The organism is Terribacillus sp. AE2B 122, from assembly GCF_902497585.1.
In the GTDB taxonomy this organism is placed as follows: Bacteria; Bacillota; Bacilli; order Bacillales; family Amphibacillaceae; genus Terribacillus; species Terribacillus saccharophilus_A.
The window spans coordinates 1,015,675-1,034,088 of the sequence record NZ_LR700942.1; the positions used below are offsets into that span (position 1 = coordinate 1,015,675).

General features: G+C 43.0%; 15 protein-coding genes and 2 pseudogenes. 5 read left to right on the forward strand and 12 right to left on the reverse strand.

Going from position 1 to position 18,414, the window contains the following annotated elements:
* Positions 1–32: 32 nt before the first annotated feature.
* Positions 33–857 (reverse strand): polysaccharide deacetylase family protein, encoded by an 825-nt coding sequence (locus AE2B122_RS05160; RefSeq protein WP_254593412.1) that lies wholly within the window; start codon positions 855–857, stop codon positions 33–35.
* Between the two features lie 210 nt (positions 858–1,067).
* Between AE2B122_RS05160 and AE2B122_RS05165 the strand changes: the two genes are divergently transcribed.
* Both AE2B122_RS05165 and AE2B122_RS05170 read left to right on the forward strand, forming a co-directional pair.
* Entirely contained in the window at positions 1,068–2,627 is a 1,560-nt protein-coding gene (locus AE2B122_RS05165) for a BCCT family transporter (RefSeq protein WP_175073254.1), read from the forward strand.
* A gap of 73 nt (positions 2,628–2,700) precedes the next feature.
* Entirely contained in the window at positions 2,701–3,732 is a 1,032-nt protein-coding gene (locus AE2B122_RS05170) for a C45 family peptidase (protein WP_175073255.1), read from the forward strand.
* 11 nt (positions 3,733–3,743) lie between these two features.
* Here AE2B122_RS05170 and lpdA read toward each other — a convergent pair whose 3' ends face one another.
* The 6 genes and pseudogenes from lpdA to AE2B122_RS05195 form a co-directional block, all read right to left on the reverse strand.
* Complete coding sequence (gene lpdA, locus AE2B122_RS05175; RefSeq protein WP_175073256.1) at positions 3,744–5,153, reverse strand: dihydrolipoyl dehydrogenase; 1,410 nt, start codon at positions 5,151–5,153, stop codon at positions 3,744–3,746.
* Between the two features lie 3 nt (positions 5,154–5,156).
* Positions 5,157–6,068 (reverse strand): annotated as a pseudogene (locus AE2B122_RS05180) (2-oxo acid dehydrogenase subunit E2); the annotation flags it as partial.
* Between the two features lie 225 nt (positions 6,069–6,293).
* A pseudogene (locus tag AE2B122_RS19490) lies at positions 6,294–6,440 on the reverse strand (biotin/lipoyl-containing protein); the annotation flags it as partial.
* A gap of 42 nt (positions 6,441–6,482) precedes the next feature.
* Complete coding sequence (locus AE2B122_RS05185; protein WP_095217488.1) at positions 6,483–7,460, reverse strand: alpha-ketoacid dehydrogenase subunit beta; 978 nt, start codon at positions 7,458–7,460, stop codon at positions 6,483–6,485.
* Between the two features lie 3 nt (positions 7,461–7,463).
* Positions 7,464–8,507 (reverse strand): pyruvate dehydrogenase (acetyl-transferring) E1 component subunit alpha, encoded by a 1,044-nt coding sequence (gene pdhA / locus AE2B122_RS05190; protein WP_175073307.1) that lies wholly within the window; start codon positions 8,505–8,507, stop codon positions 7,464–7,466.
* 401 nt (positions 8,508–8,908) lie between these two features.
* Complete coding sequence (locus AE2B122_RS05195; protein ID WP_175073258.1) at positions 8,909–9,562, reverse strand: YkyA family protein; 654 nt, start codon at positions 9,560–9,562, stop codon at positions 8,909–8,911.
* Between the two features lie 179 nt (positions 9,563–9,741).
* On the opposite strand from AE2B122_RS05195, the gene def reads away from it, so the two are divergent.
* Positions 9,742–10,296, forward strand: coding sequence for a peptide deformylase (def, locus tag AE2B122_RS05200; protein WP_095217485.1), 555 nt, complete (start codon positions 9,742–9,744; stop codon positions 10,294–10,296).
* 32 nt (positions 10,297–10,328) lie between these two features.
* On the opposite strand, the gene AE2B122_RS05205 is transcribed toward def, so the two are convergent.
* Positions 10,329–11,102: a Cof-type HAD-IIB family hydrolase gene (locus AE2B122_RS05205; RefSeq protein ID WP_095217484.1), complete on the reverse strand. Its 774-nt coding sequence runs from the start codon at positions 11,100–11,102 to the stop codon at positions 10,329–10,331.
* Positions 11,103–11,564: 462 nt separating this feature from the next.
* Here AE2B122_RS05205 and AE2B122_RS05210 point away from each other — a divergent pair, with 462 nt between their 5' ends.
* Both AE2B122_RS05210 and rnjA read left to right on the forward strand, forming a co-directional pair.
* Complete coding sequence (locus tag AE2B122_RS05210; protein WP_095217483.1) at positions 11,565–11,777, forward strand: DNA-dependent RNA polymerase subunit epsilon; 213 nt, start codon at positions 11,565–11,567, stop codon at positions 11,775–11,777.
* Positions 11,774–13,441, forward strand: a complete 1,668-nt coding sequence (gene rnjA, locus AE2B122_RS05215; RefSeq protein WP_038559819.1) for a ribonuclease J1 — start codon at positions 11,774–11,776, stop codon at positions 13,439–13,441. The genes AE2B122_RS05210 and rnjA overlap by 4 nt, the downstream gene beginning before the upstream one ends.
* Positions 13,442–13,473: 32 nt before the next feature.
* Here rnjA and AE2B122_RS05220 read toward each other — a convergent pair whose 3' ends face one another.
* The 4 genes from AE2B122_RS05220 to AE2B122_RS05235 all read right to left on the reverse strand — a co-directional run bounded on the left by AE2B122_RS05220 (position 13,474) and on the right by AE2B122_RS05235 (position 18,382).
* Positions 13,474–15,198: a pyruvate oxidase gene (locus tag AE2B122_RS05220; RefSeq protein ID WP_095217482.1), complete on the reverse strand. Its 1,725-nt coding sequence runs from the start codon at positions 15,196–15,198 to the stop codon at positions 13,474–13,476.
* A gap of 95 nt (positions 15,199–15,293) precedes the next feature.
* Positions 15,294–15,956, reverse strand: a complete 663-nt coding sequence (locus AE2B122_RS05225) for a TrkA family potassium uptake protein (RefSeq protein WP_095217481.1) — start codon at positions 15,954–15,956, stop codon at positions 15,294–15,296.
* 60 nt (positions 15,957–16,016) lie between these two features.
* Positions 16,017–17,030: a cytochrome d ubiquinol oxidase subunit II gene (locus tag AE2B122_RS05230; RefSeq protein ID WP_095217480.1), complete on the reverse strand. Its 1,014-nt coding sequence runs from the start codon at positions 17,028–17,030 to the stop codon at positions 16,017–16,019.
* Positions 17,027–18,382: a cytochrome ubiquinol oxidase subunit I gene (locus tag AE2B122_RS05235; RefSeq protein WP_254593413.1), complete on the reverse strand. Its 1,356-nt coding sequence runs from the start codon at positions 18,380–18,382 to the stop codon at positions 17,027–17,029. Before AE2B122_RS05235 ends, AE2B122_RS05230 begins: the two co-directional genes overlap by 4 nt.
* Between the last annotated feature and the right edge of the window lie 32 nt (positions 18,383–18,414).

Sequence of the window (18,414 nt, forward strand, 5' to 3'; positions counted from 1 at the left end):
AATATGGCTAAAATACTTTTGTCCCAGCCTCTTTATGAAGGTCGCTCAATTGTTTCCGGATCGACAAGCTCATAGCCTTTATCTCTCAAGCCTGTCACAATGTCCGGCACAGCTGCAGCTGTCCATTCTCTATCATGCATGAGCAAATTTGCACCATTCCCTAACAGTTCCGTGTTAACCATAATATCCGCTAAAGCGTCACTATCCTGGTACTGACTCTCCCAATCATAACCGTAAGTCCAGTTCATTACTGTCATACCTTCATCTTCTGCCAGCTGCCTGCTGTAATCGGTATTCTCTCCAAACGGTGCTCTGAAGAATTCGGGTTTCTCACCAATGATCTCTTCAACCTGTTCATTCACTTTGATAATTTCCTCTTTTGCTTCTTCTTCAGTCAAATCATTCAGGTTGGCATGACTGTATGTATGGTTTCCGATTGCAAACCCCATGTCTTGAATTTTTTTCAATGTTTCTTTCTCTTCATCTGTTGTCAAAAAGTGACCGTTCACAAAAAAGATTGCCGGTGCATCAGCTTCCTTCAACGATTCAGCTATTTCAAGTGCATGCTTGTCAGGAGCATCATCGAAAGTTAGTAGCGCAACCTGCGAATTGGCATCGTCAATTGGAACAATGGAAGAGACTTCAGAAACCTTATATTGCGGTTCTTGCTGTTCCTCTTCCTGCTGTTCATCATTCTCTTCTTGCGCATTCTCCTTCGTTTGTTCCTGTCCGGAAGATGCACTCTTCGTACTTTCAGTCTGTTCCGACTCGCTGTTTGTCTGCTCTGAACTGGCACATCCGCTGATCAGTATACTGGATAAACAGATGAGCATGGGAAATACTAAGAATCTCTTCACTACAAAAACCTCCAAACTGACATAATACTGCCATTATAGAGGAAAGATTTGGACTTGTAATGTAAGAAGGTCATATCATGTCGAGTTTGGGAGAAATGTACCGGTTAAGGTTTACTAATTTGTCGGGATGGGTAGGAAGATGAAGTAGGGATTGTTATAATGGTCATTTGTACAAGATTATATGAGCTTTAAAGCAGAAAGGAATTGTTTATGAAGAAAACGACAAGTGTATTTTGGTGGGGAATTGGAATTGTAGTTGCTTTCCTTATTTGGGGGAGTATTCCTGAGTCCATACTACCTAATGGAAATACCGCGAATGTTACAAACATTATTCAGAGCTTCCTTATTGATCAATTTGGATGGTTCTATTTGATTGCAGCTACTATTTTCCTCGGTTTTGCTTTTTTCCTCATGTTCTCCAAGTATGGAAAAATCAGATTAGGTAAACCTGATGACAGGCCGGAATACAGCTACATATCCTGGTTCGCGATGCTGTTCAGTGCTGGAATGGGTATTGGCTTAGTATTCTGGGGGGCTTCAGAACCACTCAACCATTTTAATAATCCCCCAACAATCGTAGAAGACGCACAGACAGCAGAGGCAGGAACAACCGCTCTATCCTACAGCTTCTTCCATTGGGGACTGCACCCATGGGCAATCTATGCTATCCTGGCTCTGGCAATTGCGTATTTTACATTCCGGAAGGATTCCAACGGGGGCGTAATTAGCGCTATCTTGGAACCGATCTTCGGAAAACGCATTTTTGGTCCTTTAGGGAAAACGATTGATATCATCGCTGTATTTGCAACGATCTTCGGAGTTGCTACTTCTTTAGGATTGGGTGCCATCCAAATCAGCGGTGGACTATCTTATCTGTTTGATGGAATAGAACCAACATTTACACTCGAATTAATTATTATCGCTGTAGTAACTGTATTGTTCATCACATCGGCATTGAGCGGACTTGATAGAGGTATTAAAATACTTAGTAACGCAAATATCGTCATAGCAATACTGCTGATGGTCGCTGTATTGATTTTAGGCCCAACAAACTTCATTTTCAGTTCATTTACAACTTCTTTAGGACAGTACGTACAGAACTTACCGGAATGGAGTCTCCGCCTAACACCTTATGATGGTGATAACGCGTGGATTGGTGACTGGACATTATTCTACTGGGCATGGTGGATTGCTTGGGCTCCATTTGTAGCTACTTTTATTGCCCGCGTTTCAAGAGGACGAACAATCCGTGAGTTCGTAACAGGTGTTCTTTTGGTTCCTACCATCTTCGGTACTATGTGGTTTGCAGTCTTCGGAGCAACCGGAATCCATATGGAATACTTTGAAGGAATTGACTTAATGAGCGATATCACTTCTTTAGGTGAGGAAGTTGGATTATTCGCTATGTTATCCCACCTTCCTGGCGGGCTAATTATATCCTTAATAGCACTTGTTCTCATTGGGACATTCTTTATCACGTCAGCCGATTCCGCTACCTTCGTTCTAGGTATGCAAACAACCAACGGAGATATCAACCCAAGTAAATCCGTTAGACTTACCTGGGGACTTATTCAATCAGCAACTGCTGCCATCTTACTCTGGGTTGGCGGTTTGGGTGCTTTGCAAACTGCCTCAATCATTGCTGCTTTCCCATTTGCCATCATTTTGGTACTTGTGGTGATATCGCTGATCATCACCCTTAAAAAAGAAGCAAAACGACTAAATATAGGTAGCAAAACAGATAAGCAGGTGAACAAGACAGGAGAGTAATTCTCCTGTCTTTTCTTTTTGCAGGATTTTTCTCAAATTTTATCGAAGATTAATCTGCAGAAGAGGTGATTATATGGAAGAAATACAAGCCGACATTATTCAGGCCAGAGGAAGTGCTTATACAATAGGAAAGCAAACGGCTGCTGTTTATACTGGAAACCCTATACTTCAGCAATTCAGCCAGCTCTCCTCCGCGCTAACCGAATACGAAGAGATTAAAGCTTTGTTCACTAGTTATGCTCCTCATTTATTAGATGAAATCCAGGGCTTAGCAGATGGTTTAGGTATAACGCAGCACGAAGCGGCTGTATTATACAGCGGCTATAACATGCCAAGACCGGAAGCACTTGGCTGCTCCGCTTATGTCGATCAACACCATTATGTACGCAATTATGATTTTAGTCCCTCGCTTTATGATCATTGCCTGAGCTTCATTGCGCCAAAAGAAGCTTATGGTTCAATGGGCTACAACCTCCAGCTAATCGGCAGACATGATGGAGTAAATGAAAGAGGATTGGCAATAGGCCTGCACTTCGTCAGTAATTTCGGTTATCGAAAAGGTTTGTCAGCTTGGACCGTTATTAGGATTGCACTTGATATGTGTGAAACAACACAACAAGTCATTGATCTGTTTAGACAGCTGCCACATGCAGCTTGCTACAACTTCTCAGTCGGAGATGCTAAGGGTGCACATGCTGTCATTGAAGTCACTCCAGAGAAGACTTCTGTCCGATCTTCTGAGGCCGGATTGAACTGTGTCAACCACTTTAAGCAAGATGAACTTGAAGCATATAACCGACAAGATATGACGAGTTCCGCTAAACGAGATAATTTTCTTCTAAGTACGAATACAGCGAGTATGACACAGAAGGAATTGTTTGCATTATTTTCTGACTCAGCTTCCCCCCTCTTCTTTGAGGACTATGATCAGCTGTTCGGTACATTACACACGTTTGCTTATTCTTTTAAAACGAAACGATTGATGACGGCTTTACCAAGAGGAAATAAATTAGAACTCGATATAGAGGATTGGTTTTCAGGTAGAGATTTGGGGATCAATGCAATGTATGGAAAAATTAAAAAAGAGCCTATCCATGAAGGATAGGCTCTCTCTTATTATTTTACGATATGGATAGGTGTGCCGATTGCAACTTCAGCAGCTTCCATAGTGATCTCACCAAGAGATGGGTGAGCATGGATTGTAAGTGCAATGTCTTCAGCTGTGATTCCAGATTCAACAGCAAGGCCAAGCTCAGCAATCATGTCGCTCGCGTTTGGACCAGCGATTTGAGCACCAAGGACAACACCGTCTTCTTCACGAGTGATAAGTTTCATGAAACCATCACTGTCGTTAAGAGATAGTGCACGACCGTTTGCAGCAAACGGGAATTTAGCAGCTTTTACTTTGTAGCCAGCATCTTTTGCAGACTGCTCTGTATGACCTACAGAAGCAAGCTCAGGCTCAGAGAAGACTACCATCGGAATACCATTGTAATCGATAGCAGATGGTTTACCGCTGATTGCTTCCGCAGCGATCTTACCTTCGTAAGAAGCTTTGTGTGCAAGTGGCGGGCCTTCTACGATATCACCGATTGCATAGATGTTCTCAACGTTTGTACGGCATTGCTCATCGATTTCGATAAGTCCGCGATCAGTCATCTTGATTCCTACTCCTTCCAAACCAAGTTCGGAAGTATTAGGACGACGACCAACTGTAACAAGTACATAATCAGCATCGATAGTTTCTTCTTTACCTTTTGCTTCATAAGTTACTTTTACGCCGTCAGCATTTTCTTCAACGCCTTTAGCCATAGCTTCAGTCACAATGTTAACGCCTTTTTTCTTCAGTTTACGGGAAACAAGTGATGTCATTTGTTTCTCGAAACCACCAAGGATATCTTTCAATCCTTCAAGGACAGTAACTTCAGTACCGAAGTTTGCGTAAGCAGTACCAAGCTCGATTCCTACGTAACCGCCGCCGATAACAACTAGTTTCTTAGGAATTTCTTTAAGGTTAAGAGCACCTGTAGAATCTAGAACACGATCAGTGTACTTGAAGCTAGGAAGCTCGATCGGTGTAGAACCTGTAGCGATAATACAGTTGTTGAAAGTATAAGTCTGAGAGCTCTTCTCATCCATTACTTTAACAGTGTTTTTATCTACGAAGTAAACTTCGCCACTAACAACGTCTACTTTGTTACCTTTCAATAGACCGCCAACACCAGAAGTAAGCTTGTTTACAACACTAGCTTTCCATTCTTGTACTTTGGAGAAGTCTACTTTCGCACCTTCAGTAGAGATACCAAGATCCGCATCACCATGAGCATATTCCACTTTGTGGCCAGCTTGGATTAATGCTTTGGAAGGAATACAGCCGACGTTCAAGCAAACACCGCCAAGGTTTCCTTTTTCTACTACTGTTACTTTTTGCCCTTCTTGTGCAGCGCGGATGGCAGCTACATAGCCGCCAGGTCCCGCACCTACCACAAGAGTATCTAATTCGATTGGGAAGTCTCCTACTACCATTTGTTATCCCTCCATCATGATTAGTTGTGGATCAGCCAATAGACGTTTCAAGTGGTTCATTGCTGTTTGAGCAGTCGCACCGTCAACGATTCTATGGTCGAAGCTTAGAGAAAGCGCAAGCACTGGAGCTGCAACGATCTCGCCGTCTTTAACGATTGCTTTTTCAGCAATGCGTCCAACACCTAGGATAGCTGCTTCTGGGTAGTTGATTACCGGAGTAAACCACTGACCACCAGCAGAACCGATGTTTGAGATAGTGCTAGAAGCACCTTTCATTTCATCCGGAGCAAGTTTACCATCACGCGCTTTAACAGCAAGCTCGTTAATTTCCTGGGAAATTGTGAAGATGGATTTGCGATCCGCATTTTTCACAACTGGTACAAGAAGACCTTTTTCAGTGTCAGCTGCAATACCGATGTTGTAATAATGTTTTGTAATGATCTCATCTGTCGCATCATCGATGGAAGAGTTCAAGATCGGGAAGTTTTTCAATACAGAAACAAGTGCTTTTGCAACGTATGGAAGATACGTAAGCTTGATTTCTTTTTCAGCAGCAACCGCTTTGAATTTCTTACGGTGTGCAACTAGCTCAGTTACATCTACTTCGTCCATCAATGTAACGTGAGGTGCTTTAGATTTAGAGTTAACCATCGCTTTAGCGATTGCGCGACGGATTCCACTCATTTTCTCTCTGGATTCAGGGTACTCATCACCAGAAACAACAGGAGCAGATGTTTTCTGTTCTGCAGCTGGCTCAGAAGCTTCAGCTTGTGGAGCAGCTTTAGCAGCGCCACCGTTCTTGAAGCTGTCGATATCTTCAGCTAATACACGGCCGCCTTTACCAGAACCAGATACTTGTTTAATATCTACGCCTTGCTCACGAGCATATTTACGTACAGAAGGCATTGCGATGATTAGATCGCCAGATGGAGCTTCGCCAGCTTCAGCTTTAGGACCTTCTTCTTTGATTTTTTCAACAGTTTCGTTGGATTCTGTACCATTAGCTTGGATGGAAGTTTGTTCTTGCTCAGCTGGAGCAGGAGCATTTCCGCCGTCAGCATCGCCAGCCTCACCGTCGAAAGTGATAAGTGTATCACCAACGATTGCTACTTCACCTTCGCCTACAGAAATCTTGCTTACTGTACCCTCGTAAGGAGATGGAATCTCAACTACTGCTTTATCGTTTTGGACTTCGCAAAGTACGTCGTCCTCTGCTACTGTGTCGCCTTCTTTGACGAACCATTTTACGATTTCACCTTCGTGAATACCTTCACCGATATCCGGCATTTTGAATTCGAAAGCCAAAATAATTACCTCCTGATTCTGCTTTTAGAAATTGATTACTTCGTTTGCTTTTTCCACGATGTCGTTATGGTTTGGAAGCCATACTTCTTCTGCTTGTGAGAAAGCAAATACAGTATCTGGTGCCGCGACACGCATTACTGGCGCTTCAAGATGAAGGATAGCACGCTCTTGGATCTCAGAGATCAAGTGAGCTGCGATACCTGCTTGACGTTGTGCTTCCTGCACAACTACCACACGGCCAGTTTTCTTAACAGATGCAAGAACTGTATCAAGATCGATCGGGCTTACAGTACGCAAGTCGATAACTTCAGCAGATACATTGTTTTTCTCAAGTTCTTCTGCAGCTTTCAAAGAAGCTTGTACCATTGCGCCATAAGCGATCAATGTTACATCAGTACCTTCACGCTTAACAGCTGCTTTACCAAGTTCAACAGTGTATTCCTCTTCAGGAACCTCTTCACGGAATGAACGATAAAGTTTCATGTGCTCAAGGTAGATAACCGGATCGTTGTCGCGGATCGCAGAGATCAAAAGACCTTTTGCATCGTAAGGGTTAGATGGGATAACCACTTTAAGACCAGGCTGTTGTGCCATAAGTCCTTCAAGGGAATCTGCGTGCAACTCAGGAGTGTGCACACCGCCGCCGAATGGCGCACGGATTGTAACTGGAGCGCTTTGCGTGCCGCCGGAACGGTAGCGCAAACGAGCCAATTGTCCGCTAATTGCGTCCATAACTTCATATACGAAGCCAAAGAACTGGATTTCAGGTACCGGACGGAAGCCTTCGATCGCAAGACCTACAGCCATACCGCCGATTGCAGATTCTGCAAGTGGTGTATCGAATACGCGGTCTTCGCCGAATTCAGCTTGCAGACCTTCAGTCGCACGGAATACGCCGCCGTTTTTACCAACGTCTTCCCCGAAGATCATAACGTTTTCGTCATTCTTCAGTTCCGTACGGAGAGCATCAGTGATTGCTTGGATCATTGTCATTTGTGCCATGACTTACTTCGACTCCTTTTCTTTGTACACTTCCAATTGTTCTTCAAGGTTAGAAGGAAGTACTTCGTACATGTTGTTAATCAAGTCGGATACTTTCATTTTCGGATAGTTATCCGCATCTTTGATCGCAGCTTTGATTTCTTCTTTCGCTTGATCGATCACTTTGTTTTCTTCTTCTTCAGACCATAGTCCTTTAGCTTCCAAGTACTTGCGGAAACGTACCAATGGATCTTGTTTTTCCCACTCGGAATTCATATCTTCTGTACGGTAGCGAGTAGGATCGTCACCTGCCATTGTGTGCGGACCGTAACGGTAAGTAAGTGTTTCGATCAATGTAGGGCCTTCGCCGTTGATCGCGCGCTCACGAGCTTCTTTTGTAGCTGCATATACTGCAAGTACGTCCATACCGTCTACTACGACACCTGGGATACCTACTGCAACAGCTTTTTGAGCAAGTGTTTTAGCTTTTGTTTGTTTTTCACGAGGTACAGAGATAGCGAATTGGTTATTCTGTACAATGAAGATAGCTGGTGCATCATAAGCGCCTGCGAAGTTCATGCCTTCGTAGAAGTCACCTTGTGACGTACCGCCGTCACCTGTGTAAGTGATCGCAACGGATTTCTTACCGCGACGTTTCATTCCTAATGCAACACCAGCCGCTTGTGTGTACTGAGCACCGATGATGATCTGCGGGCTTAGCGCGTTCACACCTTCAGGGAACTGGTTTCCATGGAAGTGACCACGGGAAAATAGGAATGCTTGATAAAGTGGAAGACCGTGCCAGATAAGCTGTGGTACATCACGGTATCCAGGCAAGATGAAGTCTTCTTTCTCCAAAGCGAAATGCGTACCTAATTGGGACGCTTCCTGACCTGCTGTGGGAGCGTAGAATCCTAGTCTACCTTGTCTATTCAATGCAATGGAGCGCTGATCAAGGATGCGCGTATACACCATTCTGTGCATTAATTCCTTCAATTCTTCATCTGACAAATCCGGCAAAGCTTCTTCGTTTACAACTTCGCCATTTTCGTTAAGGATCTGAAGCATTTCAAACTGTTCTTCAATACCTTCTAGCGTACGTTTCAAAGCTAGTCACCTATCCTTCCTAGAACTATATTTACTGTAATAGCCTTTCCAAAAACACAGGAAGTACCACAATAGTTTACTGTACCCGCTCTGGGCCCCGTTTAACCGGTTACAACAGAAGTACACAAAACTGTTACATAAATCACGATAACAAATAGTGATACAATTCATGTCCTGTTATAGTTTAGCTTATCTTGCCGGAAAACGTCAACATCTTAGATTAGATATTGCTAATAATTTATGAAAACGGTATTAAAGAAATCTTCACAATTCTCGGATTCCCAACTGTACTACACAATATATTAACACTGTATCAGTACAATAAAAAAACCCTCCTCTCATTTCGAGAAAAGGGTTCTTCCTTATTCGTTCTCTACATTCAGACCAGCAGATTCATAAAACTGCTGTTTTTGCTCATTAAACGCTTCTGTCTGTGTATTGAATTCCTCATTGGCCGTTTTGATTTCTTCATAACCTGCATTAATCTTTTCGATTTGGCTGGTTAATTCATCCTGCGTAATGTCATCTTGCTGGAACATATCATACAAAGTGTTATCTTCATCCAACGCTTTCGTATAGGCTTCATGGAGTTTGTCATATGCACTATATCGCGCCTCCATAGTATCATAAAGTGTCTGAGCCTTCTGCTTTGCATCATCACTTTCTAGTTCATCGATGATAGAATCCAGTTCCTTAAACTCAGCTTCTGCTTCGTCCAAGCTCTCTTTTTCCTTCGCAAGCGCATCTTTACGCTGGCCGATCAAGTCGATTGCTTCCTGGGATTTACTTTTGATTTGATCCAATTCATCCGTACCCAGCTGCAAAATCTCGTTGTATAAGTTCTGTTCTTTCTTTTCCAAATCTGCCAAAGACTCTTGCTGCTCGACATATCCCGATTCCAGAGATACAGTCTCCTCTAAATGATTGTAGACCTGCTCCTCCGGTGATGCATTGTTACATGCAGTGAGTCCCATAGCGCTCCCCATCAGGAGTATGCCTAATCCTAACTTGCGCAAAACGTATCCTCCTCTGCCATGTTACCCACAGCTTCTATGTATTCACCTACATTGTATACTAAACACAAAATTCGCGAAAGAAATACGAAAAACGATTCTGTAAATTGATTCTGGTGTCATACAGACATTCTTGTGATACACTATAGAACGGAAAAGTAACAGTGCAAGGAGTGATCAGCATGATTACCATGGAAGATATTATCCGAGAAGGCAATCCGATTCTTGAACAAGTTGCTAAAGAAGTGGAGCTGCCTGCATCGGAAGAAGATAAACAAACGTTGACAGATATGCTTGAATACTTGAGAAATAGCCAGGATGATGATCTGGCTGCAAAATATGATCTTCGCCCCGGCGTAGGTTTGGCTGCACCTCAAATCGGTATTTCAAAGCGAATGATAGCTGTCTATTTCGAAGATCCTAACGGCACCTTTTATGAATATGGTCTTTTTAACCCGAAAATCGTCAGTCATTCTGTCGAACATACTTATTTGATGAGCGGAGAGGGCTGCCTGTCGGTTGATCGTGAAATACCCGGGTACGTACCTCGTTATTCCCGCATCACAATCAAGGCCGTCACTTTGGAAGGCAAGGAAGTTAAATTGCGCCTGAAAGGCTATGCAGCTGTGGTCTTCCAACATGAAATCGATCATTTAAACGGAACAATGTTCTATGATCGTATCAATAAAGAAGATCCTTTCGCACAGCCGGACAACTCTAAACCGATTGAATTGTAAAAGAAGCGCACTCTCAAGGAGTGCGCTTCTTTTTATATCAACCCAGCCTTTTTCAGACCAAGCGAAAGCCCATCTTCATCCACATGAGCGGTCTGTATGTCAGCCAGCTCCTTTAATTCAGGTACTGCATTACCCATCACAATACCAGTGCCTGCGAATTCAATCATCTCCAAATCATTCAGTCCATCTCCACAAGCATATGTTGATTGTACAGAAAGACCTGCTGCTTCCAGCAACTTCATAACTCCGATTTTCTTAGAACCGTCACCGGGCAGTACATCACAGGAGAGCGGATGCCATCGGATGAACCGTACATGCTTATGATGATCCGCATAATCTTGTAGTTCATGCTCCTCACAAAATAGGAGCGCCTGGTAAATCGGTTCATGATGAAAATAGTCTTTATCAATTTCCGGATATGTAAACCCTAGAGATGCCAGACTGTCACGTACAAATCCATTATCAGTTTCAGATGCCTTCATGATCGTATCTCCCATAAACACCATCGCATGCTCTTTCTCGGACGCTTCATTATATAAATGAAGTAAATGCTCCCGTTTAATCGGATTGCGATAGATGACTTCCCCTTCGAAGACGACGTACTGACCGTTATAGCTTACAAAAGAAGTAATATCAAGCTCTTTACGGATATCCTCAAACATGAACGGGGCCCGCCCTGTCGCTATTGCAACATAATGACCATTATCCTTCAGTGCTTGAACAGCTTCCTTAGTTGCCTGAGGGATTTCACCCTTTGTGTTCAGAATTGTGCCATCGATATCCAGGAATACGATTCTTTTCTCCATAGTACATCCTCCTCTTAGTCTTTCCTGCCCTTGCATCTTTCTTCTCTACTTCTTATAATCGAGTATAAGTTATGCAGGTTCGTCGAAAAATATCTTTACATGAATCCCAAGAGAAAACAACCATCCCTTCCTTTTATCGGCAGTTTTTTTGAAAGTATGCTGTGTTTTTGTTTTCATCTTAGCGTTTTCATACTATACTGTAAGTAAGAGGGATTGGACGGGTAAACGTTTTTTCTTGCTTTTCTGCGAAACGAAAGGAGTTGCTTCGTGTGCTCAAGCGTTTGAAGGAAAAGTTAAAGAAACGGTGGAAAGATTTATTTGGCCAAAAACGACGAGTGCCTACTACGTGCGGACAAGATCTAACTGAATAGCAATACGTCAGCAATTCGGTTTTTACACAGACTTGCTCCGTTCGTTATGGATATAAAGCAATTGTCAACCATAAGAATAGGAGAGATAGATATGGTATTTAAAGTATTTTATCAGGAAAACCCATCCGAAGTTCCTGTACGTGAACGCTCTAAGAGCTTGTACATGGAAGCGGAAAGTATAAGACAGGTACGTAAAACACTAGCAGATCGTGATATCAACATCGAGTTCATCCAGCCGCTCGATGAAGCACATCTTGCATATGAGAAGCAATCTGAAGACTTCAAATTGGAGCAAGCGAAATGAAATTCGTAAAAAATGACCAAACAGCTGTTTTTGCCATTGGCGGACTCGGAGAAATCGGCAAAAACATGTATGGTGTCCAATTCCAGGATGAAATCATCATAATCGATGCAGGAATCAAATTCCCTGAGGACGAGCTTCTCGGTATTGACTATGTTATTCCTGATTTCACTTACATCGTGCAAAACCAGGATAAAATTAAAGGTTTGTTCATTACTCACGGTCACGAGGACCACATCGGGGGCGTACCTTACCTCTTAAAAGAAGTGAACATTCCAATTTATGCAGGAAAACTTGCAATGGGAATGATCAAAAATAAATTAGATGAGCATGGCCTTTTGCGCAATGCAAAGCTTAACATTTATGGAGAAGATGACATCATCAAGTTCAGAAAAACATCTGTCAGCTTTTTCCGTACAACACATAGTATTCCGGAATCATTCGGTGTAGTCGTGAAGACCCCTCCTGGCAACATCGTGCATACCGGTGACTTCAAATTTGATTTCACTCCGGTCGGACAGCCAGCTGACATTGCAAAAATGGCTGAAATCGGCAAAGAAGGCGTACTTTGCTTACTATCCGACTCTACAAATAGTGAAGTACCAGGATTCACTATGTCTGAACGTGTTGTTGGTGAAAGTATCAACGATATTTTCAGACGTGTTGACGGCCGCTTGATATTCGCTACTTTTGCTTCCAATATCCACCGGTTGCAGCAAGTAATCGATTCAGCTGTGAAAACAGGCCGAAAAGTTGCCATCTTCGGAAGAAGTATGGAAACAAATATCAACCTCGGTATCGAACTTGGATTTATCAATGCACCGAAGGAAACATTCATCGATTCACATCAGATTAATCGTTTGCCTGCGAATGAAGTAGTTATTCTATGTACTGGTTCTCAAGGTGAACCAATGGCTGCACTTTCTCGAATTGCTAACGGCACACACCGTCAGATTCAGATTCAGCCTGGTGATTCGGTTGTCTTCTCGTCTTCCCCGATTCCGGGTAATGCGATTAGTGTAAGCCGTATTATCAACATGCTGTATCGCGCAGGAGCTGACGTCATTCATGGCGCATTGAATAACATCCATACTTCCGGTCACGGTAGTCAGGAAGAACAAAAGCTAATGCTTCGCTTGATGAATCCGAAATACTTCATGCCGATCCACGGTGAATACCGTATGCTAGTCGAGCATATGAAGCTTGGTAAGCTTACTGGTATTAGCGAAGAAAATTCCTTCATCATGGATAACGGAGATGTATTGGCATTAGGCAAAGATAGTGCTGCCATTGCAGGTAAGATTCCATCTGGTTCCATCTATGTCGACGGCAGCGGTATTGGTGATATCGGTAATATCGTATTACGCGATCGCCGCATCCTTTCCGAAGAAGGACTTGTCATTGTCGTAGTAAGCATCAATATGAAAGAATTCCGTATTGCTTCTGGTCCGGATATCATTTCCCGCGGTTTCGTTTACATGCGTGAATCAGAAGACCTTATCAATGAGGCACAAAAAATCGTTTCTGCCCATCTAAATAAAGTGATGGAAAGAAAAACAACTCAATGGTCTGAAATCAAAAATGAAATTACAGATACAATCGCGCCGTTCTTGTTCGAAAAAACGAAACGCCGCCCAATGGTACTTCCGATCATCATGGAAGTATAATAAAAAGCCTGAGCTTATCGCTCAGGCTTTTCTTATTTCAAGAGACGTTTTACTGACTCTTTCATGTTCGGTAGCTCTATTTTCCCGGTAGAGAAGAATTCTTTGATCAGATATTCTGTATATTTTACAGCCTGCTGGTAGGAAATTTTCCCTGGCAGCGGCGCCATATCCTCAATTACCACATCAATTATCGCCGGTTTATCGGATAGGAATGCTTGCTTGATGCTCGTTTCCAAGTCTTCAAACTTCTCAACTCGGTAGCCCTCCCCTCCGCAGGATTGAGCGAATTGAGCGAAATTCATTTCTCCCATATCAATACCGTAGTTGGAAGAACCTATCGTCGCCTGTTCAAATTTGATCAAGCCAAGCTGGCTGTTATTAAGAACAATCACTTTCACTGGCAGATCGTATTTTACCGCCGTGACAAAATCCTGCATATTCATACTAAAGCCGCCGTCCCCGCATATGGCTATTGCCTGCTTATCTGGATATGCCATCTTCGCTGCAATGGCACCAGGCAGTCCGCAGCCCATTGTTGCAAGTCGACCCGATACAATGAATTCCTGTTGTGTCAAAGGCAGATATCGTGTAGTCCAAACAGTTACATTCCCTACATCAGATGAAACGACGGCATCTTTCTCTATATTCTTTTCTAAGGCATACATAATTTGAGGAGGCTGTATTGGTGACTCCTCTCTTTTCTTTTGCATTTGAAGCTGCGTATGCCATTCCTTCATTTTTGCTTGATATTTTTCGATATAATCCGTCTCAACCTTTTCCTCTGCCGTTCTTGTCAATTCCCCTAGTACTTCTTTAGCATCTCCTGGCAAACCGACCTCTACAGGATAGATACTGCCGATTGCGCTTGCCCTATTATCAATTTGGATAGCAGGTAAGTTATCCGGCAGGAACGAACGATAAGGGAAGCTGGTTCCTACAAGCAGCAGCAAATCCGCTTCATTTATTGCCTCATAAGAAGGTGTTGTCCCAATTTGTCCATGCTGACCCAAGCAATAACTGTGATGGTCAGGAATGATTCCTTTAGCAAGAAGGCTTAAAATTATTGGAGATTTTATATGCTCTGCAAATGTGAGAAGCTCTGTACGGGCATGCTTTGCCCCTTTTCCCGCTAGAATAATTGGTTTTTTCGCTTGATTGATCAGTTTGACTGCTTCCTCAAGATCCTGTTTAGCAGGCGCAATTCTTGGCTTTGCATAATTAGCTGATGTTTTACCGGGTTTTTCTGGATGCTTCTCAGCGAAAAGGTCATCAGAGACTACAAGTACACTAACGCCTGAGTTAGCATACGCTTCTCGGATTGCTTGATTCAAAAGATCTGGCAACTGCTCGAATGACTCTGCCCTCTCATTGAAAACAGCTACGTCTTCAAACATTTGCTCGAGTTTAACTTCCTGGAAAGCACCGGTACCCAACTCATTACTTGGTACTTGTCCAACAATAGCAAGAACAGGTGCCTTATCTTCCCGCGCATCATATAAGCCATTCAGCAAGTGGACAGCCCCTGGTCCTGCAATCGACAAACAGACCCCAAGCTTTCCAGTAAGCTTGGCATAGGCAGCAGCTGCAAGTGCCCCGGCTTCCTCGTGACGGACTTGGATGAATTTCAGTTCGTCCTCTTTCTTATGTAAATCACTGATGAATTCATTAACCGAATCTCCCGGTATGCCGTATATGTGATCTACACCCCAATCGACTAATTGATCAGCAAGGACTGCTCCGGTTCTTCTTTCAAACATAATAACATCTCCCGTTTCAATTTTTTCCTCCTTATGTATGTATCCTTTTTTGAGCATAAAGAAACCCAAACAGTTTAACTGTTTGGGTTAACGGTTCAATCATCTGCTAGAGAACGTTCAAATCGAGCCAGGTCACGGTCTGCACCAATGACAATCAATACATCTTCGGTATCGAGCAGGGCATCTGGTGACGGACTGACGTTTATCTCATTACCCTGCTTGATTGCAACTACGTTACAGCCAAATGCTGCCCGTATATCAAGCTCGATAAGAGATTTTCCAGCCATCTTCTTACCAGCTCTTACTTCAACGATACTATGTTCGTCACTAAGCTCTAAGTAGTCGAGAATATTGTTGCTGATTATTTTATGGGCAATCCGTCTTCCCATATCTCGTTCCGGATGGACAACATGGTCTGCTCCTATTTTGCTCAGTACCTTCTCATGGTAATCATTCTGGGCTTTGACTGTTATTTTCTTGATTCCGAGTTCCTTGAGCATTAGTGTCGTCAGAATACTCGCTTGGATATTTTCACCGATTGCCACAATTACATGCTCGATATTTCGGATACCCAGTTCTTTCAAAACCTGTTCATCCGTTGTATCCGCGATAACTGCATGTGATGCGATATTACGATATTCATTTACTTTGTCCTCTTCGATATCGATTGCAAGCACGTTGAATCCTTCCCGGCTTAATTCCACACAGATACTGCCTCCGAAGCGGCCTAATCCGATTACAGCAAATTCTCTTTTCATCGTACTTCCTCCACTATTCCATAAACTAATCTTAGTCTATCACAAACAGTCAAGGTTGTATTATTTCTTTCCTTTTACATACTCTGCATCGAATAGGAACATCCGCATGACGAGTATCAAGGAAGGAATCAACATGAGCAAGCCACCACCGAAGGCAAAAAGCAGAGCTGTACCCATTGCCGGAAGTGTTGCGTCAGCTGTCACTTGGATCTGATCATATAGTATATATGGCATATGACCGATACCATAACCAAGAAGTGCAAAGAAGAATTGCAGCATCACACAAATGAATGAAAGCCCATAGTTTCTTTCTTTGTAAATGAAATAGACTGCGCCTAAGAAAAATAGAACAGACAGACCGAACATCCACCATAGATCAAGCATATTGTTATAGTGCTCTGGATTTTGTCTGCTGATTGCAATGAACGCCGTCAAGCTAGCAATAATTTGCGGGGCCGACCAGAAAAGAGCGTACGACCGCAATATTTTTCGTGCAGGTTCATCTCCTGCTTTATTAGCATAATAAGTCAGGAAGTTAGCACTGATATACAGTACAGAGACGATTGCAAGAAATACGACAGCCCAGGAAAACGGGTTTGTGAGCAGCTCTGTATAACGCAAGTGTATACTGCCACCCTCCTCGCGTAAAAAGCCTCCTTCTGAAATCGTCAGTCCTGTTGAAATGGCGGCTGGAATAAGCAATCCACTTGCACCATAAAGGAATGTGTACAGCAAGCTGCTGCGTGATCCGTAATTCTCGAAGGCGTAAAAGGATCCCCTTATACCTATCAGGACGAGAATGATCGATCCTGGTATAAGCATGGCAGATCCGTAATAATAACCAGCATCCGGAAAGAAACCAGCCAGTCCATAATAGAAGAAGATAAAGAACACATTCGTGATTTCCCAAACAGGAGATAGATAGCGGGCAATCAAGCGGTTCAAGATATGATCCTTCTTCGTCTGCTTGGCATAATACGCAAAGAAACCGGCACCAAAATCAATTGATGCAATGATCAGATAAGCAAAAAGGAAAAACCACAATGCTGACAGTCCTAATACTTCGTAGCTCACCTCTGATCACCTCCAAACAAGGTATCTGGAAATCGCTGTTCCCATTCTTTCTTAATCGGATTTTTCTTATACAGCCTGACAAGAATGAGAGTGACGAATGTTCCGAGCAGCACATATAAAACCAGGAACATGGCAAAGGCATAATGCACATAAGGCGAAGAAACTGCCCCTTCTGCGACTCGTAAGTATCCCCGCATGATCCAAGGCTGTCTTCCTACCTCGGCATAAATCCATCCGAATTCGAGAGCAAGCATAGCAAATGGTGCATTCACTACAATTGCGCGTAATAACCACTTATTATATTGGTCTCTTTTTTTCCAAAACATGAACACAAGGAAAAGCATACTGATCATGATGCTATATGCTCCAAGTGTGACCATTAAATCAAACATATAATGAATCCACAAAGGCGGTATCAAATCAGCATCGACCCTATCCAAGCCTATGACCTCACTATTGAAATCACCGAAGGACAAGAAACTCAACAGCTTCGGCAAATGGATTGCACCCTTGATCTCATTATCCTCTGTCAATTTCCCGAAGAGAATCAGATCAGCACCTTTCTCCGTTTCAAAATGCCATTCAGCCGCTGCTAGCTTCTCCGGCTGATATGTGGCCAGGAATTTAGCGGATGTATCTCCGGCAATAGCTGTGAATATGGAAAAGACCAATGTCACAATCATTGTAAGCTTTAATGCTTTCTTGTAGTATTTGTTATTGCCATATTTGAGAATGAAGAATGCTGTTAGCGCGGCAAGAATGGCACCACACGTCATATACGATGAAGTGAGTACATGGAAGACCTTCGATGGTGTGGCCGGATTGAGTATCGCCGTCAGCGGCTCGACAGACGTGATTGTTCTGCCTTCAAGTGTGAAACCTTGTGGCGTATTCATGAAGGCATTTACACTTGTGATGAAAACAGCACTCAATCCCCCACCGATGATAACTGGTAAAGAAAGATACCAATGCGTGTATCGTCCTTTAAAACGGTCCCACGTATAAATATAAGCACCGAGAAAAATAGCTTCAAAGAAGAATGCAAAAGTCTCCATAAAAAGGGGCAGACTGATGACATGACCTGCAATCTGCATGAATGTCGGCCACAGAAGAAACAGCTGCAGACCAATTGCTGTGCCAGTTACTACTCCTACAGCTACAATAATGACGAATCCTCGTGTCCATCTTCTAGCGAGTAAAATATAACTTGGATCTCGCTTCCTGATACCGACATACTCGGCAGCACTGATCAACAATGGAACACCAACACCGATTGTCGCGAAGATAATATGGAAGACGAGCGTCATCGAAGTAAGCATACGGGCTAAAATGACACTATCATAAGCAAACAATGTGTATCCCTGCTTTCTGTAAAGATAATCGT